Source organism: Natronolimnobius baerhuensis, assembly GCF_002177135.1.
Taxonomy (GTDB): Archaea; Halobacteriota; Halobacteria; order Halobacteriales; family Natrialbaceae; genus Natronolimnobius; species Natronolimnobius baerhuensis.
Window position 1 is genome coordinate 499,031 of record NZ_MWPH01000001.1, and the last position, 15,513, is coordinate 514,543.

Here is a 15,513-nt window from a genome sequence, read left to right on the forward strand (position 1 = left end):
CCACTGCAAGTCAGTGTGTCATTCGTTGTAATTGCCACTATCGCGTGTTTACTGACGACAGCGAGTGCTGACGATGATAAACCTTAATACTCAACGGCGGTCGAGTTATTATATGGCAGTTGTAAGCGTCTCGATGCCCGACGAACTTCTCGAGCGACTCGACCAGTTCGCCGACGAGCATGGCTACACCGGCCGTAGCGAAGTCGTCCGAGAGGCCTCTCGGAATCTCCTCGGCGAGTTCGAAGATACGCGACTCGAGGAGCGCGACCTCATGGGACTCGTCACGATTTTGTTCGACTACGAGACCACGAGCGTCGAAGAGCGGATGATGCACCTGCGTCACGAACACGAAAACCTCGTCGCCTCGAACTTCCACAGCCACGTTGGCGACCACTACTGCATGGAACTGTTCGTCCTCGAGGGCGAACTCGAGGATATCTCGACGTTTGTCGGGAAAATCCGTGCAACACAGGATGCGCTGACGGTTGATTACTCTGTGATTCCGGTCGATGATTTCGATCCGATTTCACAGGAACACTCCTGATCGACGGACTGTTACGTGCGAACCGACCAGCGACTCGCTGAGAGTGACTGGCTGTCGACAACGCGGCTGAGTCCCTGTCGAAGGAGGACGAGAACTGCAAGTAGGGCACCGATGAACACTGCGAACACCGGTGCGAGAAAGACACCGCCAATCCCGGCGGCGAGAATGTAGATACTGCCCACGACCAGCCAGAGTGTCGTGAGCGAAAGTACACCGAAGACAAGTGACGTGAGGAGCGCAAGCGTCGTTGCGTCACCCGCACGCCGTCGATTTGTGTCGGTCACCAGTGACGAGCCGAGTCGATAGCCATGTGCCAGCACACCGACCAGAACCCATAGCGCGAACACTCCTGGAGTCCCGATGACCACAACGGGGACGAGAAGTTCGCTGAGTGTCCATCCGATACGTCCCGAGGGCTGGACGAGAAACACCACCGCAATACTGACGACTCCTAGGGCCAGCGCCGCCTCGAGACCATCGAGAGTGAACGGAGAGGGCAGACGACTCATACAGACAGCATGTCGGACGCTGGCAATAACCGTTCGGCTAGGTCAAGAATCATTGTACCTGTCCGCTCGAGCACTCGGGGCAGCCCCAGTGCTGGCAACGCAGCGCAGTCCCCGCCAAAACAGACCCGTAATAATGCAAACTATTCTGAGTGGAATTTTCTCGAGACATATCGAAATTCCGTTGAACCAGTGGTTCTAAGGGTTTGTCACCTCTCAATTCGTATATGGATTCGATCTCTGCTGTCGTTCTTGCGGGAGGCGAGGGGTCTCGCCTTCGCCCGCTCACGCACTATCGGCCAAAGCCGCTGTTACCGGCTGCAACGACGCCGATCCTCGAGCACGTCTTTGATCAGTTGATCGAGGCGGGCGTGACGGACATCACCGTTGTCGTCGGCTACAAACGCCAACGCGTGCAGTCACACTTCGGGTCGACCTACCGCAACATTCCGCTGACCTACGTCACACAGGACCACCAGTTCGGCAGCGGCCACGCCCTGCTGGCTGCGGATGGAACCGTTGAGGGACCGATGCTCGTCGTCAACGGCGACCAGTTCGTCGAGAGTGCGATCATCGAAGACGTCCTCGAGGCCCACGACGGCGACAATGCGGTCGCGACACTCGGCGTCCTCAACCGGATGGACCTCGACCCCTACGGCGGCGTCGTCCTCGAGGACGAGACGGTTACCGCAGTCGTCGAAAACCCGGACGACGACCGGAGCTATCGACTCAACGCGGGCGTCTACGTCTTCGAATCCGAGATTTTCGAGGCGATTCGCGACGCCGAGTCTCGAGCGGGCGAACAGTCGTTGACCGACGGCATCGCCGAACTCCTCGACCACGGCGAACCCGTGCGAGGAACGGTTTCAGACGGTGTGTGGGTCGATGCGACCTACCCGTGGGATCTGCTCGACGTCTCCTTCGAACTGCTCGAGAGCGGTGTCGTCGACGAGAAGCGAGCCGCGCCGGTCGCTGAGACGGCAACGGTTCACGAGTCGGCCGTGATTCGCGATCCGGTTGTTATCGCCCCCGACTGCGAGGTTGGGGCGGGTGCCGTCGTCGGGCCGTTTACCTGTCTCGGCGAGAATGCGACCGTCGGCTCGAACGCGGTCGTCGAACGAAGCGTGATCGACTCGGATACGCGAATCGGTGCCAACGCGACGGTTATCGACTGCGTGACCGGCGTTGGCGTCACGATTGGCAACGGCACGGCGATTCCGGGCGGCCCCGGCGACGTTCGCGTTGGCGACCGCATCTTCGAGGGTGAGCGACTGTGTGCGCTGCTCGGTGATCGTGTCATGGACCGAGGTGGAAGCACGTACGTGCCAGGGGCCGTCATCGGCCCGGATGTCTCCGTCGAAGCCGGAGCCACCGTCCACGGAACCATCGCCGAAGACACAGAGGTTCGATCCTAATGTGTGGAATTATCGGCTACACCGGCTCTGAGAACGACGTTCTCGAGGTGCTCATGTCGGGGCTGTCGAACCTCGAGTACCGGGGCTACGACTCTGCAGGCGTCGCGATTGCCAACGACTCGCTCTCGGTCGAAAAACGCGAAGGCGAGGTCTCGGCACTCGAGGATGCACTGCCCGAAACGGGCATCGACGGACTCGCGGGAATCGGCCACACGCGCTGGAGTACCCACGGGCCACCCTCAGACGAAAACGCCCATCCCCACACTGATTGTACAGATCAGGTTGCGGTCGTTCACAACGGCATTATCGAGAACTACCAGGACATTCGGACGACACTTGAGGACGACGGCCACACGTTTCAGAGCGAGACGGACACCGAGGTCATTCCGCATCTCATCGAGGATGCACTCGCAGACGGAGCCAACCCCGAACAGGCGTTTCGAGAGGCAGTCAGCCGCCTCGAGGGTAGTTACGCCGTCGCAGCCGTGTTTCAGGACTCAGAGACGATCTATGCGGCTCGCCATGAGTCGCCACTGGTGCTTGGACTCGGCGACGACGGCCACTATCTAGGCAGCGACGTCCCCGCATTTCTCGAGTATACGGATCGCGTCATCTACCTCGAGGACGGGCAGTTCGCTCGCATGACGCCGGACGAAATCGTCGTCACGGATCGCGAGGGAGCGGTCGTCGAGATGGCAGTCGACACCGTCGCGTGGGATCCCGAAGACGCCGGCAAGTCGGGGTATGACCACTACATGCTCAAAGAGATCAACGAGCAGCCACTGGCGCTTCGCCAGTGTCTCCGCGAGCGCGTCTCCGAACTCGAGCGGACGATTACCGTCGATGAACTCGCCGACCTCGAGCGGCGGGGACCGGTCCAGTTCGTCGCCTGCGGAACCTCCTATCACGCGGCGCTGTATGGCGCGCGATTACTTCGCGAGCAGGGCATTCCGGCCCAGTGTTTCCTCGCGAGCGAGTACGACGCGCGCTCGATTCCGATTACCGACGAGACGCTCGTCGTCGGCGTCACCCAAAGCGGCGAGACGGCAGATACGATGTCGGCACTGCGTGGAGCGAACCAAGCCGGCGCGACCACGCTCGCGCTGACCAACGTCGTCGGCAGTTCGGCCGCCCGCGAGTGCAACTATGTCATGTACATCCGTGCCGGCCCGGAGATCGGCGTCGCCGCGACCAAAACGTTCGTGAGCCAGCAAGCCGCCCTCGCGATGCTCTCGGGCGTCCTCTCCGAGACGCACTCGTCCGAACTCATCAGGCGACTCCGCCGACTCCCTGACCAGCTCCAGCAGGTGTTAGACGAGTCGGCAGTGCGTGAGATTGCGAGTACGTATGTCGACGCCGACGCGTACTTCTTCATCGGCCGGGGCTACAACGCGCCCGTCGCGCTCGAGGGCGCGCTCAAGATGAAAGAGATCACGTACAAACACGCGGAGGGCTTTGCCGCCGGCGAGTTGAAACACGGGCCGCTGGCGCTCGTGACCGAGGAGACGCCCGTATTCGCGCTGATCACGGGGCCGAACGCAGCCAAGACGCTCGGCAACGTCAAAGAGGTCGAAGCCCGCGGCGCGCCAGTGATCGCCGTCACCGACCAGCCGGAACTGGTCGAGCAGTACGCGACGCACGTTCTCGAGGTGCCAGCGGCCGGCCGCCGACTGACGCCGATTCTCGCGAACGTCCAGTTGCAGTTGCTTTCCTACTGGGTTGCAAACGAACTGGGACGCTCAATCGACAAGCCGCGCAATCTGGCAAAGAGTGTGACCGTCGAGTGAGACGGTCGGCAGAGTGAGTTTTCAGCTGAGAAGCGTACTCAGAGGAATTCTCGTAGCGATTCATAGATTCCCATACTGAAACCGATTCACGGCCCCGTCACGTCCCGGTAGACACAGCCGGCTGGCGACGAGAACCCCTCTCAGATCCGCGTCCCGAGTGCGACCAGCCAGAAGCCAACGGCGACGACGACGACGGTCAGCGCCAGCGCAACGGTGTAACTGCCGGTGTAGGCGACGCTCCCGGTTCCAAGCGGCGGCATCGCCAGTGCACCCAGCCCACCAGCGACGTTGAAAATCCCGATGATCGCCGTATCCCGCTTCGGATCGAAAATCTCCATCAACACCGGAATGTACAGCGTGGCACTCCCGCCCAGTCCGAGGCCAATGATGATAATCGCTACCCCAAGGGCCAGCCAACCGGGCAAAAACAGCACGCAGACGCCGATTCCCGCACAGGCGAGCGACGCCAGAAACGCCCGCCTCGAGCCGACGATATCTGCGACGTAGCCGCCACCGATTCGGGAGATGATGCTGACGCCGCCGATGAGTCCGAACGCGACGGATGCGGCCGCTTCGGTCATCCCGCGCGCTGCGAAGTAGTCGATGGCGTAGGCGGCGAGCAACTGGTACCACGCGAACGCCAGACTCATCCCAACGAACAGCAACTGGAAGGTTCGGCTGCCGGCGAGTCCGCGGACCCACTCGAGGACGCCGAGGAACGACTCTGACGTCTGGTCGGCCCATCGCGGGCGTCGACAGACGAGGCCGGCGAGGGCGAACGCAGCGGCGGTTATCCCCATGACGACGAGAAAGCCCTGCCGCACGCCGACGGTCTCGATTGCGCGCTGCCAGATCGGTGGCAAGACGGTCAGTCCCAGGCCGTTGCCGACGAATATCAGGCCGGTTGCGACGCCGCGGCGCTCGTCGAACCAGCGCGGAACGACCGAGGCAAGCAAGACGAAGACGGTCCCCAGTGCAAGCCCGAGCACGGCGAACACGGCGACGAGTCCGAGATACGACTCCGTGACGTAGAGTGCGGGCGCGATGGCGGCGGTCGCCCCCGCACACGCGAGAAGAACGGCGCGAGCGGCGACTCGTGTCGAGGCGATGCCGATCAGGCCCGAGCCGATGAAAAAGGCAAACAGCATCACCGAGAAAACGGTCGACATCGCAACCGGCGAAATGCCGAACGCCTCGCTAAATGGCTGGTGAAACACGCCGTAGGAAAGCGGCGTGCCGAACGTAAACACCATCGCGATGGAACCGACGATGGCAACCAGCCAACTGCGCCGACTATCCGGTTGCTCTCTGGAGGACGAAGACACGACTGCTCGTTTGGGTTCAGTCGGCGAAAACGTTCGGATACGAGACTGTCTCGCCGGTTACAGTGCCAGTGCGTGTCAGTCAGGACGAGGTCTGCTCGAGGTCGGGATCGCCGTCCACACCATCCTGAATCCGGGTTTCGGCTTCCTCGCGGTCTTCGGGATAGCCAACGTCGATTCGCCAGCCCTCGAGGCCGATGGCGTCGATGGTGCGCCCGGACTGGATCAGCAGGTCGATGGCTTCGCTGATCTCGTACTCGCCGCGATTGGAGGGCTGGACGAGGTGACAGGCGTGGAAGATCGCGGGCGTAAATGTATAGAAGCCGGTCATGACGAGGTTCGACGGCGGCTCGTCGGGTTTCTCGACGACATCGGTGATCTCGCCGTACTTGTTCGTATCGCAGACGCCGTATCTCGAGGCTTCCTCCCAGGGGACCTCTTCGACGAGGAAGGCGGCGTCCGCGCGGTCCTCGCGCTGGCGGCGCACGACATCCTCGAGGTTGGCCTCGAAGATGTTGTCGCCCAGAATCAGCATGAAGTCATCCTCGACGTGCTCCTCGACGGTCAACAGGGCGTGAGCGAGGCCCTGCTGTTCGCGCTGGTGGGCGTAGGTGATGGGGACGTCACGGTATTCATCGCCGTAGTGGTCGATAATCCGCTCTTTGAGATAGCCAACGACGACGATTAGCTCGGTCGCACCGAGTTCGACGAGTTGATCGAAACAGTGAGTGAGAATTGGCTCTCCGTCGACCTCGACCATCCCCTTTGGCTTGTCATCGGTCAGCGGCCGCAGACGCGTCCCCTTGCCGGCGGCAAGAACGACAGCTTGCATGCCCAGAATATCCCAAATGCGCAGACAAGTATCTTCTGATTGGGAGGATCCAAAGACGGTGACTGAGAGGGGTTTTCGTCGCCAGCCGGCTGTGTCTACCGGGAGGTGACGGGGCCGTGAATCGGCTTCAGTATACGAATCTATGAATCGCTACGAGAATTCCTCTGAGTCTGGACTCGAGCGATCACCTACCCTCGAGAAACGAGCGGCGTGAGCCGCCCGCGACTCGCTTCTGACGAGCAAATCACGGCAGTTATACCGCCTCGTTCCTTCAATCCCGCCACCATGTGGCCACTCGGACACGCTGCAGTCGGCTATCTCCTCTATACGCTCGCGACGCGGGCGCGATTCGACCGGCCGCCGACGGCACTCGCCCTCTGTGCACTCCTGGTCGGCACGCAGTTTCCGGACCTCGTCGACAAGCCGCTCGCGTGGTACGTCGGCGTCCTGCCAACCGGCCGAACCCTCGCGCACTCGTTGTTAGTCTTGATTCCCGTCTCCCTCGTCGTTCTCGCGCTCGCTCGCCGCTACGACCGGACGGAACTCGGCTTCGCGTTCGTCCTCGGCGCGCTCTCACACGCCGTCGTCGACGTCATCCCCGCACTCTGGGGCGCAGCCGACCCCAACATGCTGCTCTGGCCGCTTGTGCCCGTTGAGGCCTACGAGAGCGGCCCACCGACCGTCGTGGGGCTGTTCCTCGCGTCGCTGTCCGATCCGTACTTCCTCCTCGAGTTCGTCCTCGCCGCGCTCGCGCTCGTGGCGTGGCGACGCGATGGGTACCCCGGCCTCGAGCTCGTTCGCTCGGCGGTTGGGCGGGTGCTTCCGGGTCGGTCGGACGCCTGAGACGAACCGGGAACGACACGCTGTGCTGACACAGATCAGTTATGGTGCGTTGTACGTCGTCTCCTGATGGTCGCCGGAGAAATTGCCGTGTCGATGGGTGAGTGTCGCCTGCTGGGGCTGCTGTGGGGCGTCGACACGAATCAACGCGGTGTACGGTGTCTCTGCGTTCAAGTCTGAGCTGCCATCATGATACGTACAGGTGTAGGCATGAATTGACTCGTCCATTTGTTCGATACCAGCTACGTCGACCTGATACCCCAGACTCCGCGTCGTCACCTGCCAGCCGAGCATGACTGCCGTCTCGTAATCGGTCTCACTGACGAACGTGATGATCGACGCATGGCCTTCGTCATCTTCCTCGAGTTGGTCCAGTCCAAACACTGTTTCTGCCTCGTCGGCTGATCGCGCACAGACGAACGATGTCTCGTCTGTTGACCCAGTCGAATCGGCGGCCGACTCAGCCGTAGAAAATGAAACACCAGTGTGAGCAAGCATCGTAGTCTCGTAGGAGGAGTCACTCGCGTCGTCAGGAGCGTGCGAACATGCCGCGGCGCGTCGCTGTGTCTCCTCGGAACGAATTACGTCAAGACACCCGGCAACCGCAGATCCAACGAAAAGACTCCCGCCAGCGAGAACAGTTCGGCGGTGCATATTGATTCGAACGTTGACAGTCAGATGTAAAAGTACTGTTGACTGTCGTTTGGTATCGGTTATTTCGCTTCGATTGTTCTCGAGGCACACGCAACGTACCCGCGTTTATGTAGCGAACCCGCAGCAAGCGGAGGGTACCTGACACCGACCACTCGAGAAGACAACTCGTCGGCGAGTACAATATGTGTAGTTAAGTACGGCGACGGTCGTCTGTAGAGTACGATGGTCTACTATGCGGGCGTCGACCTCGGCGCGACGAACGTGCGGGCCGCCGTCGCCAAAGGCGACGGGACGACAATCGGTGTGAGTAAAAACGCCACACCGCGGGGACCGACCGGCATCGACGTCACGGAAGGCGTGCTCCAGACAGTGCGAGAGGCCTGTATCGACGGCGACATTGATCCCGAAGCCGTCGAGTCGGCCGGTATCGGCTCGATTGGGCCGTTCGACCTCGCCGAAGGTACTGTGGTCGACCCGGCGAACCTCCCCGACTCGATTGACCGAATCCCGCTCACCGGCCCGATTGGTGAACTGATCGACAGCGACGAAGTCTACCTGCACAACGATACGAACGCGGGCGTCATCGGCGAACGGTTCCACGCCGACCGCAACCCCGACGACATGGTCTACATCACCATCTCCTCGGGGATCGGTGCCGGCGTCTGCTGTGACGGTGAAATTTTGGCCGGCTGGGACGGCAACGCGGGCGAGGTCGGCCACTGCGTCGTCGACCCGCGTGGGCGACTCACCTGTGGCTGTGGCATCGACGGCCACTGGGAGGCGTACTGTTCGGGCAACGGCATCCCCGACTACACTCGCCTACTCGCCGAAGACGACCCAACCATTACGACCTCGCTCCCGCTCGAGGATCCCGACTTTACCGCTAAAGACGTCTTCGAACTCGCAGGCGAGGACGAACTGGCAGACTACACGATTGACCAACTCGCCCACTGGAACGCCATCGGCGTCGCGAACGTGATCCACTCCTTTGCCCCGCTCGTGATCTCCTTCGGCGGTGCCGTCTCGCTGCACAATGAGGACCTCGTGATCGACCCGATTCGCGAGCGTGTCGCTGACATGGTCCTGAGCAACGTCCCCGAAATCCGCGTGACGGATATGGGCGACGACGTGGTACTCGAGGGCGCACTCGCGAGTGCGATGACCGAAGGGACCGGCGACCAGCGGCGATTCCAGAACTGAACGGCAATTCGCAATTGCGAGTCTCGAACCGCGTGAGGTGAGGTTATGTGTCTTCGGCGACGTATTGAGAGATATGCGACGACGAGCCCTCCTTCGGACTGGCGGCGCGGGCCTGGGAATCGCGTTCGCGGGGACTGGACTGCTCGCCGGCCACAGCCGAGCACAGCCCACGACAACACAGTCTTCGTACGAACCGCTCGGCCGCGTCGACATCGATAACGCGGCGGAAGCCGTCGTTGGCGACGACGGCGACATCGTCTACGTCGCGGCCACTACCGGCTTTGCGACCGTCGATATTAACGATCCGAGCGAACCCGAACTCCTGGCCGAAGAGCGCGGCCTCGAGTTCGATGAACGGAGATTCAACGAAATTCTTGACGTGAAAGTCGACGGCGACCTGCTCGCTGTTGCTGGCCCGGCAAATCAGGCGAACGACTTTCTCTTTCACGGCTTTGCAGTATACGACGTCAGCGACCCTGCCGAACCGGAACTGCTCGGCGAGCCGTACGAAACCGGCTACCACATCCACAACTGCTACCTCGAGGACGAAACGCTCTACGTCGTCGGCAACGGCGAACTCGAGAATCCGCTCGTCATCTACGACCTGGGCGGCGACGAAATCGAAGAGATAGGTCGGTGGTCATTGGTCGAACACGAACCGGACTGGCAGGATGTCGACTGGCTCGTACGGTACCTCCACGACGTGTACGTCCACGACGACATCGCCTACCTCGCCCACTGGAACGCCGGAACCTACCTGCTCGACGTCAGCGACCCCAGCGATCCGGCGTACATCTCCCACGTCACAGAGACAACGCTTGAGGACGAACTGGCTGTCGAGGACGACAACGAGGCACAGATGGGACTGCCAGGCAACGACCACTACTCAGCGGTCGACGACACGGGCGATCTCCTCGGGGTCGGCCGCGAGGCCTGGGCGACGGGCCAGGGAGATCCTGACGGTCCCGGTGGGATCGATCTCTACGACGTAAGCGACCCTGCCGATCCCGTCCACCAGGCGACAATCGACGCGCCTCGAGCGCTCAACGAGCGCTCCAACGGCGGGCTCTGGACAACGGCACACAACTTCGAACTGCGCGACGGCGAACTCTACGCCTCGTGGTATCAGGGTGGCGTGACGATTCACGACGTGAGCGACCCGAGCGAGCCCGAGGAAATCGCCTCATGGCGCGACCCCGAAACCGCGGGCTTCTGGACCGCTCGAGTCGCCGAGTCCGGCGAGACGTTCGTCGCGAGCAGTACCGAACTCATCCCGAACGCGCCGACGGAAGGCGCGCTCTATACGTTCCCAATCGAGGCCGGTGAACGGGCCGACCAGCCCTCACTCACCGATCCCGACGATCTCGCGTTCGACGTCGAAGCGCCGGACGACGAGAACGGGGAAAGCGGCGGTAGCGATGACGCGGAGACCAACGCTGACGACGGAGGCAACGGCGATGAGAGTGACAGTGAGAACGGCGACAACGGCTCGGATTCCGTCGCCGGCTTTACCATCGGGGTCGGCGCTGCGGGTGGACTCGCCGCGCTCGAGGTGCTTCGACGACGCAGCGACCGCGACGAGTGAACTGTCTCGGGTAGCTTTCTCGAGTGCGCCGGCGCTCGCGTGGCCGAACAATGATATGCCCGGCACGCCGAGTGAACACCAACGAACGGTGTCCCAATGACGAGTCACTACGATCACGAGCAGGTCCAGGAGTTTTGGCAATACGTCTGGGAGCGCGACGAGGTGTATCACCTCGAGGACGACGCCGTCGATCCGACCTACGTCCTCGGTATGTTTCCCTACACGTCGGGGACGCTGCATATGGGTCACGTCCGCAACTACGCAATTACGGACGCCTACGCGCGCTACCGACGAATGCAAGGCGATGACGTGCTCCATCCGATGGGATGGGACGCGTTTGGCCTTCCAGCCGAAAACGCCGCCTACGAGCGCGCGAGCGATCCGAACTCGTGGACACAGGCCTGTATCCGCCGGATGCGTGAAGAACTCGAGACGATGGGCTTCGGGTACGACTGGTCGCGAGAGATCACGACCTGTGAGCCAGACTACTATCAATGGAATCAGTGGCTGTTCAAGCGATTCTACGAGGCGGGACTCGTCGAGTACGAGGCCGCCTCGGTTAACTGGTGTCCCGACTGCGAGACGGTGCTGGCTGACGCACAGGTCACAGAGGATGCAGACGGACACGTCTGCTGGCGCTGTGAAACGCCCGTCACTCGGCGGGAACTCGATCAGTGGTTCTTTACGATTACCGACTACGCCGAGGAACTCGTCGACGGACTCGACGACCTCGAGGGCTGGCCCGACGGCGTCCGCGAGATTCAGCGTAACTGGATCGGCCGACAGGAGGGGACCCGAATCACGTTCGGAGTCGCTGAGGGGAAGACAGAGACCACCGCCGTCGACGTGTTCAGCACGCGCCCGGACACCATCTACGGCGCGACCTTCCTCGCGGTCTCGCCCGGCCACGAGTTCGCGCGCGACCTCGCCGAAACCGACGACCGCGTCGCAGAGTACGTCGATACCGTCCGCGAGCAAGACCCCGGCGACGTTGGCCTCTCGGGTGTCGAAACCGACGCGACGGCGATTCACCCGCTGACCGGCGAGGAACTGCCGGTGTACGTCGCGGGCTACGTCCTCGAGGATGTCGGCACCGGCGCGGTAATGGGCGTTCCCGCACACAACGAGCGCGATCACGCCTTCGCCGCCGAGCACGACCTCCCCGTTACAGGCGTCGTTACGCCGACAGCAGGGGCGACCGACGTCGACCTCGAGTCCGCAGCCTACACCGGCGAGGGCATTCTCGAGGATAGCGGCGAGTATTCGGGCCTCGAGAGCGAGGCGGCTCGCGAGCGGCTGGTTGAGGACCACGACGCCCTCGAGGCGGACGTGACCTACCGACTGCGCGATTGGCTGATCTCCCGGCAGCGCTACTGGGGGACGCCGATTCCGGTCGTTCACTGTGATGACTGTGGGCACGTCCTCGTTCCGGACGAGGACCTGCCTGTCGAACTGCCGGAGTTCGTTCGGACGACGGGGAACCCGCTCGCGGAACACGAGTCGTTCCGCGAGACCGAGTGTCCCGACTGCGGCGGCCCGGCCCGCCGCGAGACGGATACGATGGACACCTTCGTCGATTCGTCGTGGTACTACCTGCGATTCCTCTCGCCGGACTACGACGACGGCCCGTTCGACCCCGAAAAGGCAGCCGAGTGGATGCCCATCGACGTCTACGTCGGCGGCGACGAACACGCCATCCTCCACCTGCTCTACATCCGCTTTTTCGCCCGTGCGCTGTCCGATCTCGGGCTGCTCGAGTGTCGCGAGCCGGTCCAGGAACTCATCAGCCAGGGGACGGTGCTGTACGACGGCGAAAAGATGTCGAGTTCGAAAGGCAACGTCGTCGCGCCACAGGAGTACGGTGCGGAGACGACCCGACTGTTCGTCCTCTCGGCGGCCCACCCCGAACAGGACTTCGAGTGGACGGCAAACAATGTTCGCGGGGCCTACGACCTCCAACAGGACCTCTACGGGATGGCGACTGCGTTCGTCGAAGAAGGCGATACCCGCCTCGAGCGAACGCCTCACGACGACTATCTTGCTGGCGAGATCGACCGGACGATCATCGCCGTCACCGAGGAGTACGAGCGGTTTCGGTTCCATCGCGCCGCAACCGAAATTCGAGAACTGGCCCAACTGCTTCGACGCTATCGAGCCTACGACCGGCCCCACGACGAGACCTACCGCCGCGGGCTATTGACCCTCGCGGCGTTGATTTCGCCGATGGCACCGCATCTGGGCGAGGAGTGCTGGAACAAACTCCGCGGTGATGGTCTCGTCGTCGACGCCGACTGGCCCGAACCAGAGAGTGAGATCGAAGACCACCGCCTCGAGCGGCGACTGGTCGAGCGAACGCTCGCGGACGTCCGCGATATTGTCGATGTTGCCTCGATTGACGAACCCGAGCGGATCGACCTGATTGTCGCGCCGACGTGGACGTATCGCGCGGCGGCACAGGCTGGCGACGCCGGTGACGGACCCCCGACCGAGGCCGAACTCGAGTCACTCGCCGAGCGCCTCCGCGATGAGACGGACGCGGACATCGACGCTGATCGAATCAGTGCCTTCCTCGAGCAGCGAGCCGACGCACACGGCCACGGCGTTGACGCGATGCTCGAGCCAGAGCGCGAGCGCCTGTTGCTCGAGCAGGCCGCCTGGCTCGTGACGGACGAGTTCGAGGCGGACGTGACGATTCGCCGCGCGGGCGCGGTCGATCTTGGGGATGACCGCGAGACGACCGCCCGACCCGGCAAACCGGCGATTCGGATCGAGTGAGGGCTGGCGGCTACCGACAGTCGTTGCCAGCGTCGAAACCCCCTTTTCATGGGCGTTCCTACAGCGAGACAGATGTTATGCCGACCGTGACCGTCAGCGCAGGCGCGCGCCTCCACGTTGGCTTTCAGAACCTCTCGCTGGCCCGTCAGCGCCTCTATGGGGGCGTTGGAATCGGCCTGGCAGAGCCACGCGTCACCGTCACCGCGTCTCCCGCCGAAACCGTCGACTGTGTCGACTCGCTCGGGCGCGAGTACGCAACGCGGGCCTGTGACATTCTCGAGGTTCCGGGCGTCTCGATCACGCTCGAGGAGCGACTGCCGCGTCACGTCGGGCTCGGCAGCGGCACGCAACTCGCGCTCGCGGTGTTTGCGGCGACGGCAGTTGCACACGATCTCGAACCCGATATTCGTGACCACGCCCCTGCGATGGGACGCGGTGGACGAAGCGGTATCGGCGTCGCGACGTTCGAGGACGGCGGCTTCGTGGTCGACGCGGGCCATCCGACCGCTCGATTCACGACACGCCCGCCTGATGAAGGCGACTGGACGGTTCCGCCGGTCGTCGCCCGCCACGACCTGCCCGACGATTGGCGATTTCTCGTCGTCGTCCCCGACGTTGCTCCCGGTCGCAGCGGCGAGAGCGAAGACGAGAGTATGCGTGCGGTCGTCGAACGCGCAGACCCTGCCGTCGCGGACGAACTCGCCGGCGTCGTCACCCGAAAACTGCTGCCAGCAGCCGCGGCCGGCCGACTCGAGGCCTTCGGGGAAGCCATCGCCGAAATCGGCCGCAAGAACGGCGCGTGGTACGCCGACGCCCAGGGTGGCGTGTTCCGCCCGCCCGCAGGCGAACTCGTCGAGGCGCTCGAGGACTGCCCTGTGCTCTCGGGAATCGGCCAGTCCTCGTGGGGACCGGTCGTTTACGGCGTGACCGACCGCAACCACGGCGATGAGGCAGTGAGCGCGGCCGAGGACGCACTGTCGGCTCGTGGACTCGAGGGCGAGGTATTGCTCTCGCAGGCTGCGACGAGTGGTGCGACAATTCGTGGCGGCGACGCCGAGCCATAGCTGGTAGTGGGGTAGTCGTAGCCGAGCGCCGACCGTCGGATCACGAACATCTATACCGCATGCCACCCACGGACGCGTATGGAGCGGATGCCGCTTGGCGTCTCACGACTCGACCGACTCATCGGGGGCGGGGCCCCGACCGGCAGCGTCGTCCTGGCCGCTGGCGACTCCGGGGCGGGGGCCCGAGAGTTCTGCTATACGAGTGCCGTGATGAACGGCCTCGCAATTCAGGAAGCCGACCAGTTCGACCTCCACTACGGCAGCCTCGAGTCGAGTGCGGTCCTCCCCGAGTCGGTTCACTACGTCTCCTTTACCGACGATCAGCGGGCAGTCACACGGGAGATGTCGTTCGTGATGAACGACGACCTCGTCATCGACGGGATGGGAGCAGTCGAGTTCGTCGAACTGGCCGAGGAGTACTTTCAGTTGACGCCGGTGCCGACGGAGTGGTACGCCGAACGGACAGCCACCATTACCGAACTTGGCTCACAGACCGAACGCGGCGACATTCTCGAGGCCTTTGCGGACTATCTCTCGGCACAGGCTGCGGGCAGCCTCGTCGTCGTCGATTCCATTACGGATCTGGTTGCTGCGGCCGACGAGCGCTTTGATTGGGCCGATCTGACGGTCCTCCTGAAGGGACTGGCCCGCGCGTCCCGTCGCTGGGGCAGTGTCATCTTGTTGCTGGTCAACTCGGACGTCCTCGAGGCAACCGAATTCGGCCGACTCAAGGAGGCAACCGACGGCACACTGCTATTCGAGTGGGAAAGCGGCGGCTCAGAGCGTGCACGCACCCTCGTCGTCGAACAGTTCCGGGGGGTCCTCTCACGACTCGAGGATGAAGACATCGTTCGTTTCGAGACCGAAATCGGTGATGATGGTTTCGACATTAGTACTGTTCGAAAAATACGATAATCTTCGGCTTGACGGACTTAGCATCCGTATTACGTCCGATTGCAGTGGGCAGCAACCCTTATACACCGACCGCC

The 15,513-nt window shown here is 62.8% G+C and carries 13 protein-coding genes; 9 read left to right on the forward strand and 4 right to left on the reverse strand.

Annotation, left to right across the window (positions count from 1 at the left end):
• Positions 1–112 precede the first annotated feature (112 nt).
• Positions 113–544, forward strand: a complete 432-nt coding sequence (gene nikR / locus B2G88_RS02485; RefSeq protein WP_054863652.1) for a nickel-responsive transcriptional regulator NikR — start codon at positions 113–115, stop codon at positions 542–544.
• 11 nt (positions 545–555) lie between these two features.
• Here nikR and B2G88_RS02490 read toward each other — a convergent pair whose 3' ends face one another.
• A complete protein-coding gene (locus tag B2G88_RS02490; protein WP_087713876.1) occupies positions 556–1,053 on the reverse strand; it encodes a hypothetical protein in 498 nt (165 codons plus the stop codon).
• A 224-nt stretch (positions 1,054–1,277) separates the two neighbouring features.
• On the opposite strand from B2G88_RS02490, the gene B2G88_RS02495 reads away from it, so the two are divergent.
• Positions 1,278–2,465: a sugar phosphate nucleotidyltransferase gene (locus tag B2G88_RS02495; RefSeq protein ID WP_087713877.1), complete on the forward strand. Its 1,188-nt coding sequence runs from the start codon at positions 1,278–1,280 to the stop codon at positions 2,463–2,465.
• Complete coding sequence (glmS, locus tag B2G88_RS02500) at positions 2,465–4,252, forward strand: glutamine--fructose-6-phosphate transaminase (isomerizing) (RefSeq protein WP_054863650.1); 1,788 nt, start codon at positions 2,465–2,467, stop codon at positions 4,250–4,252. The genes B2G88_RS02495 and glmS overlap by 1 nt, the downstream gene beginning before the upstream one ends.
• Positions 4,253–4,392: 140 nt before the next feature.
• Here the strand turns inward: glmS and B2G88_RS02505 are convergent, their stop codons facing one another.
• Positions 4,393–5,577 carry an MFS transporter gene (locus B2G88_RS02505; protein WP_087713878.1) on the reverse strand — a complete coding sequence of 395 codons (1,185 nt, stop codon included), beginning with the start codon at positions 5,575–5,577 and terminating at the stop codon, positions 4,393–4,395.
• A gap of 79 nt (positions 5,578–5,656) precedes the next feature.
• The gene (gene aglF / locus B2G88_RS02510) at positions 5,657–6,406 is read right to left on the reverse strand and encodes a UTP--glucose-1-phosphate uridylyltransferase AglF (RefSeq protein WP_054863648.1); all 750 of its coding nucleotides are present in this window, start codon (positions 6,404–6,406) and stop codon (positions 5,657–5,659) included.
• A gap of 285 nt (positions 6,407–6,691) precedes the next feature.
• On the opposite strand from aglF, the gene B2G88_RS02515 reads away from it, so the two are divergent.
• Positions 6,692–7,249 carry a metal-dependent hydrolase gene (locus B2G88_RS02515; protein WP_087713879.1) on the forward strand — a complete coding sequence of 186 codons (558 nt, stop codon included), beginning with the start codon at positions 6,692–6,694 and terminating at the stop codon, positions 7,247–7,249.
• Positions 7,250–7,288: 39 nt separating this feature from the next.
• Here the strand turns inward: B2G88_RS02515 and B2G88_RS02520 are convergent, their stop codons facing one another.
• On the reverse strand, positions 7,289–7,900 hold the full coding sequence (locus B2G88_RS02520) for a hypothetical protein (RefSeq protein WP_087713880.1): 612 nt from the start codon (positions 7,898–7,900) through the stop codon (positions 7,289–7,291).
• Positions 7,901–8,122: 222 nt separating this feature from the next.
• Between B2G88_RS02520 and B2G88_RS02525 the strand changes: the two genes are divergently transcribed.
• From B2G88_RS02525 to B2G88_RS02545, 5 genes are all read left to right on the forward strand, one after another.
• Positions 8,123–9,100 carry an ROK family protein gene (locus B2G88_RS02525; RefSeq protein ID WP_054863646.1) on the forward strand — a complete coding sequence of 326 codons (978 nt, stop codon included), beginning with the start codon at positions 8,123–8,125 and terminating at the stop codon, positions 9,098–9,100.
• A 73-nt stretch (positions 9,101–9,173) separates the two neighbouring features.
• Entirely contained in the window at positions 9,174–10,685 is a 1,512-nt protein-coding gene (locus B2G88_RS02530) for an LVIVD repeat-containing protein (protein WP_087713881.1), read from the forward strand.
• A gap of 96 nt (positions 10,686–10,781) precedes the next feature.
• Positions 10,782–13,460, forward strand: coding sequence for a leucine--tRNA ligase (gene leuS, locus B2G88_RS02535; RefSeq protein ID WP_087713882.1), 2,679 nt, complete (start codon positions 10,782–10,784; stop codon positions 13,458–13,460).
• A gap of 77 nt (positions 13,461–13,537) precedes the next feature.
• Positions 13,538–14,524: a beta-ribofuranosylaminobenzene 5'-phosphate synthase family protein gene (locus B2G88_RS02540; RefSeq protein ID WP_087713883.1), complete on the forward strand. Its 987-nt coding sequence runs from the start codon at positions 13,538–13,540 to the stop codon at positions 14,522–14,524.
• 78 nt (positions 14,525–14,602) lie between these two features.
• Positions 14,603–15,439 (forward strand): RAD55 family ATPase, encoded by an 837-nt coding sequence (locus B2G88_RS02545; protein ID WP_087713884.1) that lies wholly within the window; start codon positions 14,603–14,605, stop codon positions 15,437–15,439.
• Positions 15,440–15,513 lie beyond the last annotated feature (74 nt).